This window comes from Achromobacter marplatensis (assembly GCF_049060505.1).
GTDB lineage: Bacteria > Pseudomonadota > Gammaproteobacteria > Burkholderiales > Burkholderiaceae_B > Achromobacter > Achromobacter marplatensis_A.
Window position 1 is genome coordinate 96,262 of sequence record NZ_JBMGRB010000012.1, and the last position, 21,376, is coordinate 117,637.

Below are 21,376 nucleotides of genomic sequence, written 5' to 3' on the forward strand. Positions count from 1 at the left end.
GGTGCGTATGACCATGCAAAAACACAAGGGCGGTGCCCGCCGCTGGCTGATCCAGGCCGGCGTCGCCTTGGCGATGGGAGCGGCCACGGCAGTGTGCGCCGCCGGCGCTACGATCCCGGTCAAGCATGCGCGCGGCGAGACCGCCGTGCCGGCCAGTCCGACGAAGACCGTCGTGATGGACATGGCCGTGCTGGACACGATGCACGCGCTGGGCATCGACGTGATGGGCGTGCCGTCTGTCGCCAAGCTGCCGCCCCAGCTGGCCCAGTACGCCGACGCGCGTTACTTGAAAGTTGGCTCGCTGTTCGAGCCGAACTACGAGGTCATCCATGCCGCCCAGCCGCAGGTGATCTTTGTGGCCGGGCGGTCGGCGCCGAAGTATGACGAATTGACCAGGCTCGCGCCCACCGTCGACCTGACCGCCGATCCGAAAGACCTGGTCGGCAGCGTGACGCGCAGTACCGAGACGCTGGCGGCCATCTATGGCAAGCAGCCGCAGGCCAAGCTGAAGCTGGACGCGTTGCGGGCGTCGATTGCGGCGTTGCATGGCCAGGCGGCGACCGCCGGCACGGCGCTGATCGTGCTGACGACGGGCGGCAAGATGAGCGCCTATGGCCCCGGCTCTCGCTTTGGCGTGATCCATGACGCGTTTGGCGTGAAACCCGCCGCGACCGGCCTGAACGTGTCGAACCACGGCCAGGCGATTTCGTTCGAATTCATCGCGCAGACGGATCCCGACTGGCTGTTCGTCATCGACCGCGACGCCGCGATCGGCCGCGAAGGCGTGTCGGCGCAGCGCATGCTGGACAACGACCTGGTGCGTGCCACCAAAGCGTGGAAGAACAAGCGCGTGGTGTACCTGAACGGCTTCAATTGGTATTTGCTGGGTAGCGCCGGCCTGACGTCCATGCAGCAAAACGTGGACGAAATTTCCGCGGCGCTGGCAGAAGGAAAGTAAGCGGCATGTGTGTTGCACGGAGGGGCCGCCGGTGAACTGGCGGCACGCGATCAGCGGTTGGGGCGGCCTGACTGTGGTGCTGGCCCTGTTGGCGGCGCTATGTGCGGCCAGCGTCAGCCTGGGCGCAGGGCAGTTGTCGGTGGCCGCGCTGTGGGGCGGGGGCGAGGATGCCGAACGCGCCTGGCGATTTCTGATGGTCAGCCGCGTGCCGCGCACCCTGGCGCTGCTGCTGGCCGGCATGTCGCTGGCGGTGGCAGGCCTGATCATGCAGATGCTGGTGCGCAACCGCTTCGTCGAACCCACGACGGCCGGCACGGTTGAGTCCGCCACGCTGGGCATCCTGGTGATCACCTTGCTGGCGCCCGACACGCCGGTGATCGGCAAGATGCTGACCGCCACGGCTTTTGCGCTGGCGGGCACGTTGCTGTTCCTGGCGCTGCTGCGCCGCGTGCCGTTGCGCACGCCCTTCATTGTTCCGCTGATCGGCTTGATCCTGGGGGGCGTGATCCATGCCATGACGACTTTCGTGGCGTTCCGGTTCGACCTTCTGCAATCGCTGCAAGCCTGGACCACGGGCGACTTCTCGGGCGTGTTGCGCGGCCGCTATGAGTTGTTGTGGATCGGTTTTGCGCTGGCCTGCGCGGCCTATGCGGCGGCCGACCGCTATACCGTGGCGGGCATGGGCCGGGAGTTCGCCTCCAACCTGGGGCTGAATCACGCCCGCTTGACCTTCGTCGGCCTGCTGATCGTGTCCGCGATTTCTGCCGTGGTGGTGGTGACGGCGGGCGGCATTCCGTTCCTGGGCCTGATCGTGCCCAACGCGGTCAGCCTGGTGCTGGGCGACAACATGCGCCGGTCCATCCCCTGGGTGGCCGCGCTGGGCGGCGTCTTCGTGCTGGCCTGCGACATCATCGGCCGGCTGGTGATCCACCCCTACGAAATCCCGATAGGCACGGTCGTGGGCGTGCTGGGCAGCATCCTGTTCCTGTGGCTGCTGCGCACGCGGAGGAACCGCCTTGGCTGATACCTTGCTTGCCGCTGCCGGGCAACCGGCCCGACCCGCGCCGCAGCCCCTGCGTCTGATGTGGCTGGGCGCGGCGGCCCTGGCGTGCATCGTCGCGTTCATGACCTTGGGCGCCAACGGCCAGTGGTCGTTCGTGATTCCGTTTCGCGGCGGCAAACTGGCGGCGATGTTGTTGGTGGCGTATGCCGTGGCGGTGTCGTCGGTGCTGTTTCAGACCATCACGCACAACCGCATCCTGACGCCCGCGATCATGGGCTTCGATTCGCTGTATCTGCTGATCCAGGCCGTCGTCGTATTCGGTTTCGGGCGGGCGGCGGCCGCCGCGAACCATCCAGTGGCGGCCTTCATGCTGGAAGTCGGCGCCATGACCGCCTTTGCCTGCGTGCTGTTTCGCTGGCTGTTTTCGGATGCGGTGCGCAGTCTGCACCTGATGATGCTGGTGGGCATCGTTTTCGGGCTGCTGTTTCGCAGCCTGTCCAATTTCGTGGTGAGGCTGATCGATCCCAACGAGTTCCTGGTGCTGCAGGACCGCATGTTCGCCAGCTTCAATTCGGTGCGCGTGGCGCTGCTGCCGATTGCGTTGGGCGCGGTGTGCGTGGCGACCTTGCTGCTCTGGCGCATGCGCCATCGCTACGATGTACTGGCCTTGGGCCGCGAGATCGCGTTGAACCTGGGGGTGGATTACCGCCGCAGCCTGATGCTGACCCTGGCCGCGATTGCCGTGCTGGTGTCCGTGTCGACGGCGCTGGTGGGGCCCGTGACCTTCTTCGGCCTGCTGGTCAGCAACCTGGCGTATCGGGCGATGGGGTCCGACAAACACCGGTACACGATTCCCGCGGCCACCTTCCTGAGCGTCATTTTCCTGGTGGGCGGCCAGACGTTGCTGGAACGCGTGCTGGGCCTGAACACGACGGTCAGCGTGGTGATCGAATTCGTGGGCGGCGTGATGTTCCTCTTCCTGATCCTGCGCAAGGGGCGCCGATGATAGAAATTCGACAACTCAGCAAGCAATATGGCGACAGCGTGGTCGTCGACGACGTCAACCTGGAGCTGCCGGCCAATGGGGTCACCGCCATCATCGGGCCGAACGGCGCCGGCAAATCGACGCTGCTGTCGATGATCAGCCGCCTGCTGCCGATGTCGGCCGGGCGCGTCCGGGTGGACGGGCTGGACGTGACGACCGCCGACAGCCGCGAACTGGCGCGCCGGCTGTCCATCCTGCGCCAGGATAATCACTTGCCGCTGCGGCTGACGGTGCGAGACCTGGTCGCCTTTGGGCGCTACCCGCATACCGGCGGGCGCCTGACGCTTGAAGACAAGGCGCACATCGATCGGGCCATCGCCTATCTGGACCTGGAACCGTTGGCGGACCGTTACCTGGATGAAATGTCCGGCGGCCAGCGCCAGCGCGCGTTCGTGGCGATGGTGCTGTGCCAGGACACGCGCTACGTGCTGCTGGACGAACCGCTGAACAGCCTGGACATGAAGCATGCGGTGGCCATGATGGGCACCTTGCGCCGCGCGGCCGACGAACTGGGCAAGACGGTGGTGCTGGTGCTGCACGACATCAATTTCGCGTCCAGCTATGCGGACCGGATCGTGGCGATGCGGCAGGGGCGTATCGCGCATCTGGGCACGCCGGCGGAATTGATCCGTTCCGACGTGCTGAGCCCCTTGTACGAATTGCCGATCGATGTCCACGACATCGGCGGCAAGCGGATTTGCGTGTATTACCGTTAGAAGCGGTTTTTCAACGCAATGCCGCCGGCCCGGCTGGCGTAATCAGCGTGCGGTATCCGCGCTGGCGACCAGGCGGGCTTGACCCGCGGCGCGGTGGCGGCGTTCCAGCATGACGGCCCACAGCCACAAGGGCATGCTGCCGATGGCCAGCAGGCTGCCCACCCACCCGGTGGAAGTCCAGCCGAAACCCGCGGCGATCGCCAGGCCGCCCAGGAATGGCCCCAGCGCGTTGGCGGTATTGAAGGCCGAGTGGTTCAGCGCCGCGGCCAGCCCCTGGGCATCGCCCGCGACATCCATCAGGCGCGTCTGCAGCACGGTGCCCAGCGCACCGCCCACGCCGACCAGAAACACGTTCAGCGTGATCAGCCAGACGTTATGCGCCATCAGCGGGAACAGCGCCAGCACCACGGCAGACCACAGCAGCAACAGGCCGGCGGTGCGCATGACCGCGCGGTCGGCAAAGACCGGCACCACCATGTTGCCCACCGTCAGGCCGACGCCGAACGCGCTGAGCACGAACGGCACCGTCGTGGGCGCCACGTGCGTGACGGCGGTCAACGTGTCAGCCAGATAGGTGTAGATCGAGAACAGGCCGCCGAAGCCTACCGCCCCGATCGCCAGCGTGATCCAGACCTGGCCGCGGCCCAGCGCGCTTAGTTCGCGCAGCGGGCTGGCCTTGTGGTCCGCCGGCGTGTCGGGCGCGTAGACCGCCACGCTGATCATGGTCAGCAGCGCCAGCAAGGACACCAGGCCGAAGCTCCAGCGCCAGCCGATGACCTGGCCCAGCCAGTTGGCCATCGGCACCCCCACGATGGTCGCCACCGTCAGGCCCAGGAAGACGCGGCCCACGGCCACGGTGCGGCGGTTGGCGGGCACCAGCGAACTGGCCACCAGCGACGCGATGCCGAAGTACGCGCCGTGCGGCAGCCCGCTTAGAAAGCGGAAAAACAGCATCCAATGGTAGTCGGGCGCAATCGCGCTTAGACCGTTGCCGACGGCGAACAGGCCCATCAACGCGATCAGCAACCGGCGGCGAGGCATCTTGGCGCCAAGCACGGCAAGAATCGGCGCGCCGACCACCACGCCCAGCGCATAGGCGCTGATGACGTGGCCCGCGGTGGGCGCGTCGATGCCCAGCGACTGGGAGAAATAGGGCAGCAGGCTCATCGTGGCGAACTCGGTGGTTCCGATGGCGAAGCTGCCGACAGCAAGGGCAAGCAGCACCAGCGCGGGCCGGTGCTGCGGGGAAGCAGGGTGGGACATGTGACTAAAAGAGGGGATTCGCTGAAATGTTGCGACGCAACAGCGGTATTGTAAGCACCCTAAGCTGTCATTTAAATGTCTACTCGCCCGAAAATGGGCCTGGGGCGCCCCGGCATTCGGGCACCCCAGGGGCCAGCAGGTGCGCTTACTGGCTCAGATCGACGGCGTAGCGCGACAGCTGCGTCGTGGCGTCCGGCGTGGCGTCATGCACCGACACGTTGGTAACGCCATGGGCCACGGCCATGGGCAAGGTGCCGGGGACGGACCAGAACAGGACGGGGCCGGCCAGCGCGCCCAATTGCTTGAAGCGCCAGCTGCGGTCCAGGCCATAGGTGGCCAGGTCCAGCGTGGGGTTCTTCTTGATGTAGTTGATCAGCACGTCCCGGCTGGCGTCCGGGGCTTGCAGCACGATGTCGCCCTTGCCGCCCGCCAAACCCGGGAAATCGCCGCCGCCGCTGGCGCGGTAGTTGTTGGTGACGACCAGGAACTGCGCGGCAGGGTCCAGCGGCGCGCCCTGATAGGTCAGCCCCGAAATGCGCGAACCCTTGGGCTGGCTGACGTCGATCTGGTACTTCAGCGCGTTGCCCGCCGCGTACAGCACGTCGAAGTTGAACGTGGGGAAGCTGGTGTCGACGAGGTCTTGCGGGGCAACCTGGGCGGGGTCGATCTGCTTGAACTGTTCGGCCGTCTTTTCCAGCCACAGGCGGACGGTGTCGCCCGTGACCCGCACGACCTGCAGCGTGTTGGGGTACAGGTAGAGATCCGCGGCGTTGTTGATCGCCACATTGCCCTGCTTCACGAAGGTGAAGTCACCCGGGCCGTTGCGCCCGCCCTTGAACGGTGCGGCGGCCGACAGGATGGGCAGGTTGCCATACGACGGGTTGTTCTTGGCGATGTAATCCGTCAGATAGTCGATCTGCGCCATGTTCACGATCTGCAAGGCCGACACGTCGCCCGTCAGCGCGTAGTAGGTGGCCATGTCGAACTGGCTTTGCCCGATCGGCGTTTTCACGTAGGCGATCGTGGCGGCGTGCTCGGCTTGCACCAGTTGCTGCACGGCGGCGTCCGAGGCGACATAGGTTGCCGGCGTGGCGCCGCTTTGCGCGGTCAGGCGCGTGGAGATGCGTTGGACAGTGGTGGCGTCCTTCTGCACCTTCCAGCCCTTGTCATACGAGAGCTTCAGCGTGATCTGGCCCAGGTTGTTGCCCCATTGGCCGGCCTGCACCGCCGGCACGCCATTGATCAGGCCTTTCTCCAGGTCGATGCCGGCCTGCCCCCGGAACGGCGACGTGGCGCTGGTGTCGGGGAACAACAAGTGCTGGTGGCCGGTGATCAGCGCATCGATTCCCGGGACCTGGCTCAGATAGCCGGCGCCATTCTCCATTGACGGGCTGTAGGCAGTCTTCATGTCGATGCCGCCATGCGCCAACGCCACGATCAGATCGGCGCCCGCCGCCTTCATCTCGGGCACGAAGCGCTGCGCGGTTTCCTTCCAGCCGGTGACTTCGACGTGGCCTTCCAGGTTGGCCTTGTCCCATTGCAGGATGGGTGGGGGCGCGAAACCGATGACGCCGACTTTCAACGGCACGTCGATCGTCTTGCCGCTGGCGTCCGTGGCCTTAAAGGTCTTTTCCAGCAATACCCAGGGCTTGAAAATGGGCTGCTTGCTGGCCGCCGACACCACGTTGGCCGACACGAAGGGGAAGCCGGGCGCCGCGCAATCCTTGGCGCCCGCCGGGTTGGTCTGTGCCGTGCCCTTGCCGATGCCGGCCAGGCCAAAGTCCACGTTCGTGATCTGCGACAGGAAGGGCAGGCCATAGTTGAATTCGTGGTTGCCCATCGTGCCCGCGTCATAGGCCAGCAGCTTCATCTGCTTGTAGATGGCGATCATGTCCGAGCACTGCACGGGCGATACCAGCGCCTGGTAGTCGGACAGGGCGGTGCCCTGGATGGTGTCGCCGTTATCGAACAACAACGTGTTGGCGTGCTGCTTGCGAGCGTTGGCAATCAGGGTGGCGGTCCGGTCCACGCCATAGCTCTTGTCTTCCGTCAGCTTGTAGTAGTCGTAGCCCAGCACGTTGGCGTGCAGGTCGGTGGTGGCAAGAATTGCCAGGTCCATCGCGGCGCCTTGGGGCACGCTGACTTCGGGCGGGGGCGTGCCCGTGCCCGTGTCCGCGTCATCGTCGTCGTCATCGCCGCCGCAGCCAGCCAAGCCGGCCGCAAGCGCCAGGCTGGCGGACAGTGCAAAGAGTTTTCGTATGTGTGGCTTCACCGTCATTCCTCCGGGTTTGAAGGAAATCGATTTTGGGGACAGTGTGTGACTCGGTGGTGACATGGCGTCCAGGGCAGACGAGCCGGGTTCGCGCACGGGTGGCATAGAGCGCCTGACAGAGAGCTGAATGGGATGCCTGTCTCATTTATCGTGGCCGCCGTGCAACGAAACGATAAAAAAATTGCGAGTGATTCTCATTGTCAAGAAAATGGCGCTTCGTTCCATTTCAAACGACTTCAGAAAGACCTGTCACGGCCATGCACGCCCCTCGATCCCTCTCCGCAGCACTACTTGCCCTGGCGCCCCTTGCCAGCCCGGCCCCCGCCCACGGCCAATCCAATACGCCGACCTTGCCCGCCGTCAGCGTGGTCGGTAGCGACGATGCGCAAACAAGCTACAACCCGCCCGATTCCACCAGCGCCACCAAGATCGACGCGCCGCTGCGCGATATTCCGCAGACGGTGAACGTGGTGCCGGCTGAAGTCATGCGCGATCAGCACGCGATGTCGATGCAGGACGCGTTGAAGAACGTGCCGGGCGTTAGCTTTTCGACTGGCGACGGCCAGCGCGATCAGGTGTCGATCCGTGGCTTCACCGCTATTGCCGACCAGTTCGTCGATGGCTTCCGCGACGACGCGCTGTATTTCCGCGATCTGTCCAATGTCGAACGCGTCGACGTCATCAAGGGCCCGGCCGCGGTGCTGTATGGCCGGGGCTCGTCCGGGGGCTTGATCAACCGCATCACCAAGAAGCCGGGCGAAGACATCTCGCAGGTGGGCCTGAGCTACGGCGGATGGAACGACCGCCGGCTGGATGTGGACCTGGGCCGCGCTAACGAAAGCGGCAGCATGGCGTGGCGCCTGACGGGTGCGGTCGAGAAGGGCGATAGCTATCGCGACAAGCAATTCCTGGACCGCAAGGCCATCGCGCCGTCGGCCCAGTTGCGGCTGGGCGAAGACACGACCCTTCTGCTCCAGACCGAATTCCTGGAAGACCGCCGCATCACGGACTTCGGCATTCCGGCTTATCGCGGCCGGCCCGTGGATGTGGACCCGTCCACGTACTACGGCGCCGAGAACGCCCGCGACGTGGATTATTCGCAGGCACGCGTCCAGTCCTACGCGGCCACGCTGAACCACCGCTTCAACGAAAACTGGTCGGTGCGAAACGCCACGCGCTACTACCACTACACGCTCAACCGCAACAACACGCTGCCCGGCGTCGTGAACGAAGCCGCCCAAACGGTAACGCTGAACCGGTCCAACGTGCTGCGCGACGAACATGGCTGGACCAACCAGACCGAACTGATGCAGCGCGCCCAATGGGGTTCCGTGCGCCACGACATCTTGTATGGCGTGGAAGTGGGTCAGCAGAACAAAAACCTGGTCAACTATTCGGCCAATGCCGTGGCCACGGTCAATCTGTTTGATCCAGTGCTGCCGACCTTGCCATTGCAGGTGCCGGGCAATCCTGGCACGAACAACCTGGGCCGTTTCAACACGCTGGGCCTGTACGTGCAGGACATGGTGTCGCTGGGGGATCACTGGAAAGTGCTGGCTGGCGTGCGGCACGACCGTTTTGAACAGAAGACCGAAGACCGTCGCAACGGCACGGACTTGGCCCGCACGGATTCCAACTGGAGCCCGCGCCTGGGGCTGGTGTTCCAACCGGATGCCGTGCAGTCGTACTACGTCTCGTGGAGCCAGTCTTACCAACCTTCCGGCGAAGCGTTCTCGCTGGCGGCCAACAACGCGGACTTGGCGCCCGAAAAGACAACCAACTATGAGGTCGGCGCCAAGTACGATTTCCTGGACGGCAAGCTGTCGACGACCGTGTCCGTCTTCCGCCTGGAACGCACCGACATCAAGGTGAACAATCCCGTCACCAATACGTTAGTGCCGGTGGGCACGCAGCGGACCGATGGCGCGGAATGGACGCTGTCGGGCGACCTGTCCAACGGCTGGCGCGCCATGCTTGGCTACGCCTACCTGGATGCGCGCGTCACCAAGTCGGTCGCGCGCGACGCGGGGCAGAACGTGGAGGGCAAGCGCGCCACATTGACGCCGCGCCATGCCGCCAACATCTGGGTAACCAAAGACCTGGGCGAAGGGTTTGGCGCGGGCGCCGGCCTGAATCTGGTGGGCGCGCGCTTCGCCAACCCCGGCAACACGGTCACGTTGCCGGGCTATGTGACGGCGGATGCCGCCGCGTGGTGGCGCAAGGGGCCGTATGCCGTGCAACTGAACGTGTACAACCTGTTCGATGCCGGGTACATCGTATCGGGGCATGGCAGCAGCCCGAACCTGAACATGCCGGGCGCGCCGCGCAACGCGATGCTGAGCTTGCAGTATCGGATGTAGGCGTCAGCGCAACGGCGATTCCTGCGTCAGGCTGTCGATTTCCAGGGCGGCCAGCGCATCCAGGAATCGCCAGGCGAAGGAACCCGGCCCGTCCGCCAAGGCGCCGGCGCGCTGGCCCGCAATGCCGAAGCAGGACAGCGCGGCGACGGCCGCGGTGTACGGATCGTCCTTGGACACTGCCGCGAAGGCGCCGACCAGCGCCGTCAGCGCGCAGCCGGTGGCGGTCACGCGCGGCATCAGCGCGGAGCCGCCCGTCACCCGCACGGCGCGCTGGCCATCGGTGACGTAGTCCGTTTCGCCGGTCACGGCTACGACCGTCCGATGGGCGGTGGCGATGGCCCGCGCGGATTGCTCGGCCTGCGCCACGGCGTCGCGCGCGTCCACGCCCTTGCCGGCGCTTTGGCCGCCGGCCAGCGCGATGATCTCGGAAGCATTGCCGCGGATGATGGCGGGCTGCAAGGCCAGCAGGCGTTGCACGGCATCGCGGCGGAAGGCGGTGGCGTGGTGGGCGACCGGGTCCAGCACCCACGGGATGCCAGCCTGGCGGGCGCTGTCCGCCGTCGCCAGCATGCTGTCCAGCCAGGGCGCCGACAGCGTGCCGATATTGATCACGACGGCGCCAGCGATGCGCGCGAACTCCGGCGCTTCTTCGGCGGCATGCACCATGGCGGGCGACGCGCCCATCGCCAGCAGCACGTTGGCGGCGATGTTCATGGACACGAAATTGGTCAGGCACTGTACTAGTGGCGCGTCGCGGCGCACCGTCGCGTACAGGTCTTGCGACGCCCGGGCCAGGGCGGCGATGTCGGAATGGGATGCAGCCATGCGAAGAAGGAAAAGAGGGGATCCGCGTATGGTCTGGGGGGCAGGCGGCCTTGTCAAGCGTGGCGCTTGCCGGCATCGCCCACAATAAATAAGCCCCGCACGTGAACCGACCGCCCCGCTTCTTGGGGGCGCTTCACGTGCGGGGCTTATGGGGATAACGCGCTACACGGCCGATGCGGCCGGCAGGGAAGCGGGCGGGCAGTGGCCGCGCCACCGGTCCGGCGCGGCGCCGAACCGATGGCGTGCGGGCAATATCAGACGCCGACGATGGAAACCGCCTTCGTCACCAGATAGGCCTCAAGCGCTTCCGGGCCGCCCTCGGAGCCGTAGCCGGAATCCTTCACGCCACCGAACGGGAGTTCGGCGGACGGGGTGGCGGGCTGGTTGACCCAGAGCATGCCCACTTCAAGGCGGCGCGATAGCTCGTGCGCCGTCTTGATCGACTTGGTAAAGCCATAGGCGGACAGGCCGAACGGCAGGCGATTGGCTTCCTGGATGGCCTCGTCCAGCGTTTCGAAGCTGCGGATCGCGGCGATCGGACCGAACGGTTCTTCGTTGAAGATGTCGGCGTCAAGCGGGACGTCGGTAAGGATCGTGGGCGCGAAGAAATTGCCGGCGCCACCGATCCGTGCGCCGCCCGTGGCGATGCGCGCACCCTTTTCGCTGGCGTTTTTGACGATCTTGTCCATGGCCACCAGGCGACGGTCATTGGCCAAGGGGCCAAGCGTCGTGCCTTCGGTCAGGCCGTCGCCCAGCTTGAGCTTTTCGGCGTGGGCGACGAAGGCTTGCTCGAAAGCGGCCTTGACGTTCTTGTGCACCAGGAAGCGCGTCGGCGAAATGCAGACTTGGCCCGCGTTGCGGAACTTGGCGCCGCCGGAGCATTTCACGGCGAGTTCGACGTCGGCGTCCTCGGCCACGATCACCGGCGCGTGGCCGCCCAGTTCCATCGTGACGCGCTTCATGTGGCGGCCGGCCAGCGCGGCCAGTTCCTTGCCGACCGGGGTCGAACCGGTGAACGTGACCTTGCGGATCACCGGATGCGGGATCAGGTAGCTGGAAATCTCGGCGGGCGACCCGAAGACCAGGCCCAGCACGCCCTTGGGGATGCCGGCGTCGACAAAGCAGTTGAGCAGGGCGGCGGGAGACGCGGGGGTCTCTTCGGGCGCCTTCACCAGGAAGGAGCAGCCCGTGGCTAGCGCGGCGCCCAGCTTGCGAACGATCTGGTTGACCGGGAAGTTCCACGGCGTGAACGCGGCGACCGGGCCGACGGGTTCCTTGATGACCAATTGCTGCGCCAGCGGGTTGCGCGACGGCACGATGCGGCCATAGACACGCAGCGCCTCGTTGGCGAACCAGTCGATGATCTCGGCGCCAGCCAGCACTTCGCCGCGCGCCTCGGCCAGGGGCTTGCCTTGTTCCTGCGTGAGCAGCCGAGCCACCGAATCCGCGCGTTCGCGCAACAGGGCGGCCGCGCGGCGCATGACGGCGCAACGTTCGTGGGCCGAGGTGTCGCGCCAGGTTTCAAACCCGCGCTGCGCGGCGGCCAGGGCCAAGTCCAGGTCTTCGCGCTTGGCATGGGCCACTTGGCCGATCTTCTGGCCGGTGGCGGGGTTCACGACATCAATACGCGCGCCGCCTTTCGCTTCGCGCCATTCGTTGTCGATCAGAAGAAGGGTATTCGGGTAATCAGCCATGGGGTCTCCGTAGGGGCGGGGGTGACGGTCTATCCGGGATGGCTGGGCGAACCTGCGGCAGCATCCATGCCCATCTCGGGGTTCTGCGGAAAAAACGCGTCCGATCAGTAGGGAAACAATGACTCTACGCCGAAATTCCAGACGAATCCACCGCCCACTGGGCGGACGCCCGGGCGGGGCGCCCGATCACGGGCACGCCGCCCCGGGGTCATACCGCATACGTCACCCGATGCGCCTCGGTGGGCAGCGGCAGGTCCCAGCGGTGCAGCATGCTGGTTAACGTCTTGTTCGACAGAGACGTATCGCGCCGGGTGTTCCGGCGCAGCAGTTCGGCGCGCGGCTGCTCCAGATAAACCAGTTCAACTTGCGCATGATAGGAATACAGCAGATCCAGCGTTTTCTTGCGCATCAGTTCGCTAAGGTGGGTGGCGTTCCAGACGAAGGGCGCCTTGCGCCGCAGCAGTTCGCGGGCTCGGTCAATAGCCAGGTGCGCCACCATGCCCTCATTCTTGCCGTGGCGCAGGCCAAGCTCTTCCCGCGCATCATCGAACGAAATCACTGGCAGCTCGGGATGATGCCGGGCCACCCAGGTGTTCTTGCCCGACGCGGGCAGCCCCGACATCACCACCACCCGCGATCCAGGTTCCTGAAATAGCGGGTAATCGGGATGCACGTCGGCGCCACGAAAGTAGCTGACCGCGGTATGGGCATCGGCGAAGGCGCGTGGCTGGCCAAAGCACCGTTCGTCGCGCGCCAGTTCGCAGAACAGCGCGATGTTGTCCAGTACGCGCTGACCGTCCGGGCAGATGCGTCCACGCATGTCGGCTTCGGCAAGCATGGCCAGCAATGGAATGTCGACCTGCCAGGACAGTTCCCGCACGATGAACTCGGGCGTCTTGCCACGGCGCGAGCCCTCCAGCGCGAAGAACGGCACCTGATGCACCGCGATCAACCTGCACACGGCCTCGCGCACGGCAAAGGGCACGCCCGCATCCCACAGCGCGATACGCGCGTCGATGGCGCCCTTGCGGGAGTGGCCGGGTTGGCCGATGGCGCCGGTGATCGGATCGATGACGGTCGTGCTGTGCTTGGCGATGTCGTGCAGCAGCGCGGCAAGAAATACGATTTCCTGGTCGGCTCGATCCGCCGCCTGGTATTGCGGCAATGCCAGCAGCGCTTCCATCACCATTTTCGTATGGGTCCAGACATCGCCCTCGCCGTGATAGCGCGGGTCTTGCGGCGTGGTCTTGGCCAGCTCCAGCGCGGGAAATGCCGCCAGGCAGGCGTTGAAATCCGGCGCCTTGCCCGGAGCCGGCGTAAGTGCCCGCAGTGCTTCGTATTGCATGATTTATTCCTTATTGTCCGGCGGCGCTGCGCAGCGTGTCCCAGTCCACCGCGAGACGCGGCGCGTAGAGGTCAACGCCGGGCGTCAACTGGTTGGGCACGTAGGGCTGTTCGGAATGGTGTTTGTCCGAATCCAGAATGGCCTGCACGAAATCTCGTCGTACCCACTTGTAGCGGGCGGTCGTCCTGCCGTCGGCTTCCACTTTGACGTACAGGCCTTCCGACAGGTCCGATTTGTCGCATTGCTTCCAGGCGCGTTGCAGGTCCAGGCCTTCTCGCAGCACGGTGGCTTCAAATGCCTTGCGCCAGTCTGCGGTCTTGGCCAGCGACGGCCGCAGCAGGGCCTTTAACGTGTCAAGCCTGGGCGGCGCCACGCCTTCATACAGCACCGGCACGGACAGCACGGGGCCATCCGCCAGCAAGGCGCGGCGCGCGTCGGTGGACAGGAATTCGCCGCTGTGACGATCCAGGACATCGAACTCGAAAAAATGGTGCGGCAAGGCGTCGTAGAAAACCGAGTGTTTCTTCGACAGCGTTTCGCCATACATCACGTAGCGATCCTCCAGGCGCTCAAGCAGCCAGCCGGTGTGCGCCGCGGCCCAGGCTTTTACGAAACTGAATTGCCGTTCGCGGCCGCCGCCCACCAAATAGTGGCCGCGCGATTGCAGCAGCAGTTCGCCCGATGGGCTGAAGCTGATGCCGGTGTTCGCGCCGTCGAGTTTTTCTTCGACGACCAGGTGCAGGCCGGCCAACTGGCGGTACGGCACGTGGTCGTGGCCTTCGTCGCCGTCTTGCAGGCGCGAGCCTTCCAGGTGGGGCGTGCGGGGGTAGCGAAACAGGTCCAGCGATTGCGCGTAAGCGCAGAAATCTTGCGTCATGGGGTCTTCTCCAATGGGATGGAAAAGCCGACGACGCAGTCTGGACGGGAAAGGAAAGCGAGTGGGGTGTGTGCTTCCTGGAACCGCGCCTGGACCCCATGGCATGCGCTCAAGACTCAGGCGTCGAGCAGCACGGGGCGCGCAGGCAGACCGCGATTACCAGGGAGGTAGTCGTCGGCGTTTAGGCGTAGTGACGGATGGCAGACACGGTTGCACTCAGATGAAAAGGGGTGGAAAAGAGGCCGAATCCTAAGACATCGGGAAGGGGTTTGTCAACGCACGGTGCGATACCGGGAACACGGTGCGCAAGGATTTCGGTTTACTTGGGGCCCTGGTCGATAGGGCCTTATGGCCGACCGGAAAAGCCGCTGGCGGGCACATTGCGGCGGCGCGAAAAGTCGCAGACCTTGGCCGCGCGCCGCGCGATGTATTCGGCGCGCGTATCGAGCGAGCCCTGGTGAAACACCGCGTTGTAGATCATCGGCGGCGGCATGGGGACGCTGTGAACAATCTTCAGCAGGCCGGCTTCCAGTTCCGGCCGGAAATACGCCGGGCACAGCTGACTGATGCCGAAACCGTCGATGGTCAATTCCCCCAGCACGGCCAGGCTGTTGCTGGCGAAGACGCGGTTGAACCGGAACCCGTGTTCCTCCAGCCAGGGCCGATAGAACAGGCTTTTGCTGGAATCGTGGGACTGTTCAAGAAAGGGGTACAGCGCAAAATCCACCGGCTTCAAGGGGCCTTCCGGTACGCCCAGCGAAGGGCTGGCCATCCAGACATTCTCCACGACGCCCACCGGCATCAGTTGAAAGTCCTCGCCCCAGTACGTGCCTGGCACGATGGCCAGATCCAGTTCATGTTGGCGCAGTTGATCAATCAACTGCAGGCCGGGCGCCACGCTGGGCTCCAAGGTCAAACCGGGACACTCTTTCACCACGGTGCTGATCAACAGGCCCAGCCAGCTAAGCGCCGTCAGTTCGGTGACGCCGATGCGGACCTTGCCTTCCAGCGGCGCCGAGCCGCCCGCCGCTTCAGCCATGCGCAACCGCAGCCGCAGCGCCTCTTCGGCCATGGGCAAAAGGCGTTCGCCGTCGGGGGTGAGGACAATACCGGTGGTGCCGCGATGGAGCAGGCGCTTGCCCAATTCGGCTTCCAGATCGCTGACTCGCTTCGAGATCGCGGACTGCGTCGTGTGCAGCGTCGTCGCGGCGGCGCTCAGGCTACCCAGCTTGGCGCTGTGATAGAACGCCTCGAGTTGTTTGAAGGTTGGATTCATGGGGAGGGAGCCGTGAAAGTCCAGGAACCCATGCCAATCTGGAATGGCGGGGTATGCGGATTAGTCGCTACCGCCTGGAAAGTGATCGTATCCATAATGTGTCCACTGTTCAATAGACCCCGGATGGACCATGCAAACCGCCGCAAGACTTCAGCGTATCAAGCCTTCAGCCAGTTCGATGGCGGGCCAGCATGCCCGCATGCTGCGCGCCCAGGGCCGGGACATTGTCGGCCTGACCTCGGGCGAACCCGATTTTGATACGCCGGCACACATTCGCGAGGCCGCCTATCGCGCCATGAACGATGGCCAAACGCGCTACACCGATGTGGGCGGCACGGCTGCGTTGCGTGAAGCCGTCCGCGCCAAGTTTGCGCGTGAAAACGGACTGGATTACGGGCTGGACGAAATCATCGTCAGCACTGGCGCCAAGCAGATCATTTTTAACGCCATCATGGCCACCGTCGATACCGGCGACGAAGTGATCGTGCCCGCGCCATATTGGGTGTCTTACCCCGACATCACCTTGCTGGCCAACGGCACGCCGGTGATCGTCAACACGCGTGCGGAAAACGGCTTCCGTTTGCAGGCGGAAGAACTGGAACGCGCGATCACGCCCAACACGCGTTGGCTGATTTTGAATGGCCCGAACAATCCCAGTGGTGCCAATTTCACGCAAGCCGACCTGCAGGCCTTGGCCGATGTCTTGCGCAAGCACCCGCACGTCTGGATTCTGACGGACGACATTTATGAACATCTGCTTTATGACGGCCGATTGTTCTACACGCTGGCGCAAGTGGCGCCAGACCTGAAGGACCGCACGCTGACGCTGAATGGCGTATCCAAAGCGTATGCAATGACCGGATGGCGAATTGGCTATGCCGGGGCGCCGGCGGCGTTGATCAAGGCGATGACCAAGCTGCAATCGCAAAGCACATCCAACCCAAGCTCGGTGAGCCAGGCGGCGGCATTGGCGGCGTTGACTGGTCCGCAAGATTTCGTCACGCAGAGCCGTGAACGTTTTCAGGCGCGGCGGGACCGTATCGTCCAAACCCTCAACGCCATTGACGGTATTGATTGCGCCAGCCCCGAGGGCGCGTTCTACGTCTTTCCCAAGTGTGCCGGCCTGTATGGCTTGACCTTGCCGGATGGCAGCAAGTTGCAGAACAGCGAGCAATGGGTGCTGCATCTGCTGAATGCGCAGAACCTGGCGGTGCTGCAAGGCTCGGCCTACGGCGTTGACACGCATTTCCGAATTTCATTTGCCGCCAGCGACGCCGTGCTGGAGGAAGGTTGCCGTCGTATCGCGCAGGCACGGGCGCAGCTGGCCTGACCTGCCGCATTGTTTAAAAATCACAAGGGGAAAATCATGAACAAAAAACAAGCACTGACGCTAAGCGTCACCCAGACGGTCGCGGCCGTCTTGATGGCGTGCGCGCCGATCGCGCACGCCGCGGATTACCCAAACAAGCCTGTGCGTTTGATCGTGGGTTTTGCCCCCGGCGGATCCAACGACATCATCGCGCGGCTGCTGGCCCCCAAGCTGGAAGCAGTGTTGAAGCAGTCCGTCGTGGTCGAGAACCGGCCGGGCGCGGCAGGCAACATCGCCGCGGATGCGGCCATCAAAGCGGCCGCCGACGGGCACACGGTGTTCATGTGTACGACGGGCACACTGTCCATTCAACCGTTCCTGCCCCAGCGCATGCCGTTCGATGTGGAGACGATCACCCCCATCACGCAGATTGGCAACACGCCCTATCTGATGCTGGTCAGCAAGGACCTGCCGGTATCGACGGTGGGTCAATTTTTGAAGTATGCCCGCGAGAATCCCGGTAAGGTCAACTACGCGTCGTCCGGCAACGGCACCACCGCGCACCTGGCGGGCGAGATGCTGCGTTCCAACGCCAAGATCGATATCGTGCACGTGCCGTACAAAGGGGCGGGCCAGGCGATGGTTGACTTGAACAGCGGTCGGGTATCGCTGATGTTCGACCAGGCCGTCAGTTCGCTGCCGTACATTCAATCTGGCGCATTGAAAGCGCTGGCGGTTGCGAACGATCACCGCTTGCGTGGCTTGCCCGACCTTCCCACGACGGACGAGGCTGGTTTGAAGAATTTCAATCCCACGCCCTGGACGGGATTGTGCGCGGGCCCTGGCATTCCGCCCGAAGCCGTGAGAACGCTGCAGCAGGCTACCGCGCAGGTGCTGGCGGATCCCGAGATACGCGAGCGCTTCCAGCGTGACGGCATCGAGCCGGTCGGGAGCACGCCGGAACAATTCGCGGCCTTCCTGAAGGCGGACCGCGCCAAGTGGGGCAACCTGGTCAGGACCGCGGACATTCAACTTTGATCGTCCAGACCCGCATTGGGAATATTCAAACATGAACCCTTCTTCCTCCGCCGTCGCGTGGCCGGCGGGCTACGGCATCCATCCGCGCCAGCAGGGCGCGGATGCCGACACCATTGCCGCCTTTTCTTCGCTACCGGTCGCCGCGATCGGCGACGCCATGAGCCGTCATATCGGCGCGATCGGGTTGCGTCAATATCACGCGGACCTTAATACCGTGCTCTGCGGTAACGCCTTTACCGTGCGCGTGCGGCCGGGCGACAACCTGATGATTCATAAGGCCCTTACCATGGTGCGGCCGGGCGACGTGCTTGTCATTGACGGCGGTGGCGACCTGACCCAGGCGCTGGTCGGCGGGCTGATGCGCACCACCTGCATCGCACAAGGGCTGGCCGGCCTGGTCATCGATGGCGCGGTACGGGATGTGGTCGAGTGGGCCGAAGGCGGCATGCCGCTCTTTGCCAAAGGCCATACCCATCGCGGCCCGACCAAGGACGGTCCGGGCGAAATCAACGTCCCGATTGCGTGCGCCGGCCTGCACGTAGCGCCGGGCGACGTGATCGTGGGGGATGCGGATGGCGTGATCGCCATTCCCGCCGCACAGGCCAAGGATGTGCTGCTGCGCACGCGCCGCCATCTGGATAAAGAGGCAAGGATACGTGAAGAAAATCGTTCGGGCACGTCCGACCCGGAGCGGTTCGATTCGCTGCTGCGGGCGAAGGGCCTGCCCGTTTAAGGCCAGGTGACGGAATGCCCGGGCGCCGAAGTGCCGCCGAGGATTACGGTGTCGGACCGCAATGGCGACATCTGTACTGTGCTGATCGCTATCGATAAACCGTATCTGCGGCTTCCCGAGGTGGACGAATCCCTTCACTTGACGACCTGCCTCATGCCGCTACGTCCTACGCTCCAGGCTTTAGGAGAGGGACATTACCGGTCGTTCATTCTGCTTGGCGTTCGTGGCCGGCGCGGCGTGGGTGCAAAGCCTGCCGGCATTGCCGGGGCGGATGCTGTTGTGGCTGGTCGCCGGCTTGGGCGTGCTTGCCGCATTGTGCTGGGCACGCTGTCGCCCTGACGCGGTTCGCATTGCTTCAGCCCTGGTGTTGGGGCTATGCGCCGGCACGCTCAATGCCAGTCTGCAAGCGCGGTATCGGCTGGACGATGCCCTGGCGGATGTGCATCAGGACCAGGTGTCGCGCTTGATCTTGCGGGTAGCCGAACTGCCGGACGGCGATGATCGGCATCAACGTTTTATGGCCGAGCTGGCGGAACCCGCCCGGCCCGGCATTCCGTCGCGCATCCAGGTAACGTGGCAAGCGCCGCCCGGGGCCAAGCGGGGAACGTTGCAGGCCATCCCCCAGCTGCTGCCGGGTCAGGTCTGGCGCATGGCGCTGGTGTTGCGGCGTCCGCATGGCGTGCTGAATCCCGCGGGGCCGGACGCCGAGGCGCGGATGTTCGCGCGCGGCTTGCGCGCGGTAGGCACCGTGCGCGGGCAACCCAAGTTGCTGGACGACCAACCCTGGGCGTCGGCGGGTATCGCCATTGAACGCGCCCGGCATCGGGTGCGCGAGGGGTTGCGCAAGGCCTTGGGCAGCCATCGTTATGCGCCGGTGCTGATTGCGTTGGCCATCGGGGACCAGGCGGGGGTGGCGCAAGATGACTGGCGCATTTTCAACCGCAGCGGCATCACGCATCTGGTGTCGATCAGCGGCATGCACGTTACGTCGATAGCCGGCATTGCGGGCGTGCTGGTGGCGGCGCTGTGGCGGCGGGTGCGCTGGCGTGGCGTAGGGTTGGCCGAATATGCGCCGTCGCGGGTCGCGGGCGGGGCGGCGGCGGCGATGGTGGCCTTGCTGTATTGCTTGTTGGCGGGATGGGGCGTGCCTGCGCGGCGCACGTTTTTCATGTTGTCGGTGGTGCTGGCGGCGGCGATGTCGCGGTTGCCGTTGACGGCCGGCCGGGTGCTGGCTTGCGCGGCGGCGGCGGTGGCGGCGTTGGATCCGTGGGCGCCGTTGTCGCCGGGGTTCTGGCTGTCGTTCGGCGCAGTGGCGATTCTGCTGCGTATCGCGGACGCGCCCTTTGATGCCGAAGCGGGTTGGCGCAAGCGGTGCATGGCCAGGTTGCAGCAGGCGACGCGCTTGCAGTTGCTGGTCACGTTGGGCCTGACGCCCTTGCTGGCCTTTTTGGTGTATCAGGTCTCGGTAGGGTCCCCGCTGGCCAATGCGGTGGCGATCCCATCGGTGACGTTTATCGTGACGCCGCTGGCGTTGTTATGCGCGGCGCTGTCGGTCTTGCCGGGCGCAGCGGGCATCGCGGTCTGGGCAGGGCAGGTGGGGCTGGCGGCGTTCGACTACACGATGGTGCCGGTGGCGTGGGTGGGCAATGCGGGTTGGGCCAGCTTTGCGGTGGCGGCAGCGCCGTGGCCTTGGTTGCTGCTGGCGGTGGCGGGAATGGCGTGGGCCATGCAGGCGCGCGGCTGGCCGGCGCGGCATGTGGGGTGGGTGTGCATGTTGCCCCTGCTGTGCTGGCGGCCTGACCGGCCGGAGCCGGGGTATTGGCGGATGAGCGCGCTGGACGTGGGGCAGGGCAGCGCCATCCTGGTGGAAACCGCAAGCCAGACATTGCTGTTCGATGCCGGCCCGCGCCATTACGGCGGCAGCGACGCAGGAGAACGCGTGGTGGCGCCGTTCCTGCGGGCGCGCGGCATTGGGGCGCTGGATGTGCTGGTGTTATCGCATGCCGATCAGGATCACGTAGGCGGCACGCGGGCGGTGCTTGCGGCGGCGCCGGTCCGGCGCAGCTATGCGTCGTTCGACGTGGCGGCGTTCGTGCGGCGGGATGCGCGGTTGTGGCCGGATACGGGCGGGGCCGCTGCCGGCTTGCCACCCGCCTTGCCGCAAGAGATGCTGCGGTGCCAGGCTGACGACGCCTGGGACGTCGACGGCGTGACGTTCACCTTCCTGCATCCAGCCGGTGGCGGTAGCGGAGCGGTGGCCGACCGTAACGCCGATAGCTGCGTGCTTCGCGTGGAAGGCGCCGGACATTCGCTGCTGTTGACCGGTGACATCGGGGTGGCGCAGGAACGCGAGCTGGTGGCGCGCGGCGTCCCGGCGACGGACGTAGTGATGGCCGCGCATCATGGCTCGGCATCATCGTCGGGAAGGGACTGGATCGCAGCGGTGCAAGCCAGCCACGCCGTGGCGCAGGCGGGTCACCTGAACCGCTTTCGTCACCCGGCGCCGGCGGCTACGCGGCGCTGGCTGCGTGCGGGGGCGGCTTTCTGGCGCAGTGACCGGGACGGGGCGGTGATGGCAGAGTCGGCCGCGCAAGGGTTGAATGTGTGGTCGCAGCGGGAACGCGGCAAACGGTATTGGCACGGGCGCTAGGTGCAAAGGGCC

The 21,376-nt window shown here is 65.2% G+C and carries 16 protein-coding genes; 9 read left to right on the forward strand and 7 right to left on the reverse strand.

Annotation, left to right across the window (positions count from 1 at the left end; translation table 11 throughout):
* Nucleotides 1-7: 7 nt before the first annotated feature.
* Genes ACI0FO_RS25935 through ACI0FO_RS25950 form a run of 4 tightly spaced genes read left to right on the forward strand, consistent with a single transcriptional unit; the run spans nt 8 to nt 3,722 of the window.
* Nucleotides 8-958, forward strand: a complete 951-nt coding sequence (locus ACI0FO_RS25935) for a siderophore ABC transporter substrate-binding protein (protein ID WP_416031486.1) — start codon at nt 8-10, stop codon at nt 956-958.
* A 31-nt stretch (nt 959-989) separates the two neighbouring features.
* Nucleotides 990-1,982: an ABC transporter permease gene (locus ACI0FO_RS25940; RefSeq protein WP_416031488.1), complete on the forward strand. Its 993-nt coding sequence runs from the start codon at nt 990-992 to the stop codon at nt 1,980-1,982.
* 58 nt (nt 1,983-2,040) lie between these two features.
* Nucleotides 2,041-2,967 carry an iron chelate uptake ABC transporter family permease subunit gene (locus ACI0FO_RS25945; protein WP_416031568.1) on the forward strand — a complete coding sequence of 309 codons (927 nt, stop codon included), beginning with the start codon at nt 2,041-2,043 and terminating at the stop codon, nt 2,965-2,967.
* Nucleotides 2,964-3,722, forward strand: coding sequence for an ABC transporter ATP-binding protein (locus tag ACI0FO_RS25950; protein WP_416031489.1), 759 nt, complete (start codon nt 2,964-2,966; stop codon nt 3,720-3,722). The genes ACI0FO_RS25945 and ACI0FO_RS25950 overlap by 4 nt, the downstream gene beginning before the upstream one ends.
* Nucleotides 3,723-3,764: 42 nt before the next feature.
* Here the strand turns inward: ACI0FO_RS25950 and ACI0FO_RS25955 are convergent, their stop codons facing one another.
* Nucleotides 3,765-4,985, reverse strand: coding sequence for an MFS transporter (locus ACI0FO_RS25955; protein WP_416031491.1), 1,221 nt, complete (start codon nt 4,983-4,985; stop codon nt 3,765-3,767).
* A gap of 145 nt (nt 4,986-5,130) precedes the next feature.
* Nucleotides 5,131-7,263 (reverse strand): 5'-nucleotidase C-terminal domain-containing protein, encoded by a 2,133-nt coding sequence (locus ACI0FO_RS25960; RefSeq protein WP_416031493.1) that lies wholly within the window; start codon nt 7,261-7,263, stop codon nt 5,131-5,133.
* Nucleotides 7,264-7,514: 251 nt separating this feature from the next.
* On the opposite strand from ACI0FO_RS25960, the gene ACI0FO_RS25965 reads away from it, so the two are divergent.
* The gene (locus ACI0FO_RS25965) at nt 7,515-9,617 is read left to right on the forward strand and encodes a TonB-dependent receptor (RefSeq protein ID WP_416031495.1); all 2,103 of its coding nucleotides are present in this window, start codon (nt 7,515-7,517) and stop codon (nt 9,615-9,617) included.
* A 3-nt stretch (nt 9,618-9,620) separates the two neighbouring features.
* Here ACI0FO_RS25965 and thiM read toward each other — a convergent pair whose 3' ends face one another.
* The 5 genes from thiM to ACI0FO_RS25990 form a co-directional block, all read right to left on the reverse strand.
* Nucleotides 9,621-10,442 (reverse strand): hydroxyethylthiazole kinase, encoded by an 822-nt coding sequence (gene thiM, locus ACI0FO_RS25970; RefSeq protein WP_416031497.1) that lies wholly within the window; start codon nt 10,440-10,442, stop codon nt 9,621-9,623.
* Between the two features lie 254 nt (nt 10,443-10,696).
* A complete protein-coding gene (locus tag ACI0FO_RS25975) occupies nt 10,697-12,136 on the reverse strand; it encodes an NAD-dependent succinate-semialdehyde dehydrogenase (RefSeq protein ID WP_416031499.1) in 1,440 nt (479 codons plus the stop codon).
* Nucleotides 12,137-12,344: 208 nt separating this feature from the next.
* Nucleotides 12,345-13,481, reverse strand: a complete 1,137-nt coding sequence (locus ACI0FO_RS25980) for an AAA family ATPase (RefSeq protein WP_416031501.1) — start codon at nt 13,479-13,481, stop codon at nt 12,345-12,347.
* Nucleotides 13,482-13,491: 10 nt separating this feature from the next.
* Nucleotides 13,492-14,358 carry an RNA ligase family protein gene (locus ACI0FO_RS25985; protein ID WP_416031503.1) on the reverse strand — a complete coding sequence of 289 codons (867 nt, stop codon included), beginning with the start codon at nt 14,356-14,358 and terminating at the stop codon, nt 13,492-13,494.
* Between the two features lie 346 nt (nt 14,359-14,704).
* On the reverse strand, nt 14,705-15,634 hold the full coding sequence (locus ACI0FO_RS25990; protein ID WP_416031505.1) for a LysR family transcriptional regulator: 930 nt from the start codon (nt 15,632-15,634) through the stop codon (nt 14,705-14,707).
* A 130-nt stretch (nt 15,635-15,764) separates the two neighbouring features.
* Between ACI0FO_RS25990 and ACI0FO_RS25995 the strand changes: the two genes are divergently transcribed.
* From ACI0FO_RS25995 to ACI0FO_RS26010, 4 genes are all read left to right on the forward strand, one after another.
* Entirely contained in the window at nt 15,765-16,964 is a 1,200-nt protein-coding gene (locus tag ACI0FO_RS25995; protein WP_416031507.1) for a pyridoxal phosphate-dependent aminotransferase, read from the forward strand.
* A gap of 36 nt (nt 16,965-17,000) precedes the next feature.
* On the forward strand, nt 17,001-17,981 hold the full coding sequence (locus ACI0FO_RS26000) for a Bug family tripartite tricarboxylate transporter substrate binding protein (protein WP_416031509.1): 981 nt from the start codon (nt 17,001-17,003) through the stop codon (nt 17,979-17,981).
* Nucleotides 17,982-18,012: 31 nt separating this feature from the next.
* Nucleotides 18,013-18,714, forward strand: a complete 702-nt coding sequence (locus ACI0FO_RS26005; RefSeq protein ID WP_416031511.1) for an RraA family protein — start codon at nt 18,013-18,015, stop codon at nt 18,712-18,714.
* Between the two features lie 214 nt (nt 18,715-18,928).
* Nucleotides 18,929-21,364 carry a DNA internalization-related competence protein ComEC/Rec2 gene (locus tag ACI0FO_RS26010; protein WP_416031513.1) on the forward strand — a complete coding sequence of 812 codons (2,436 nt, stop codon included), beginning with the start codon at nt 18,929-18,931 and terminating at the stop codon, nt 21,362-21,364.
* Nucleotides 21,365-21,376 lie beyond the last annotated feature (12 nt).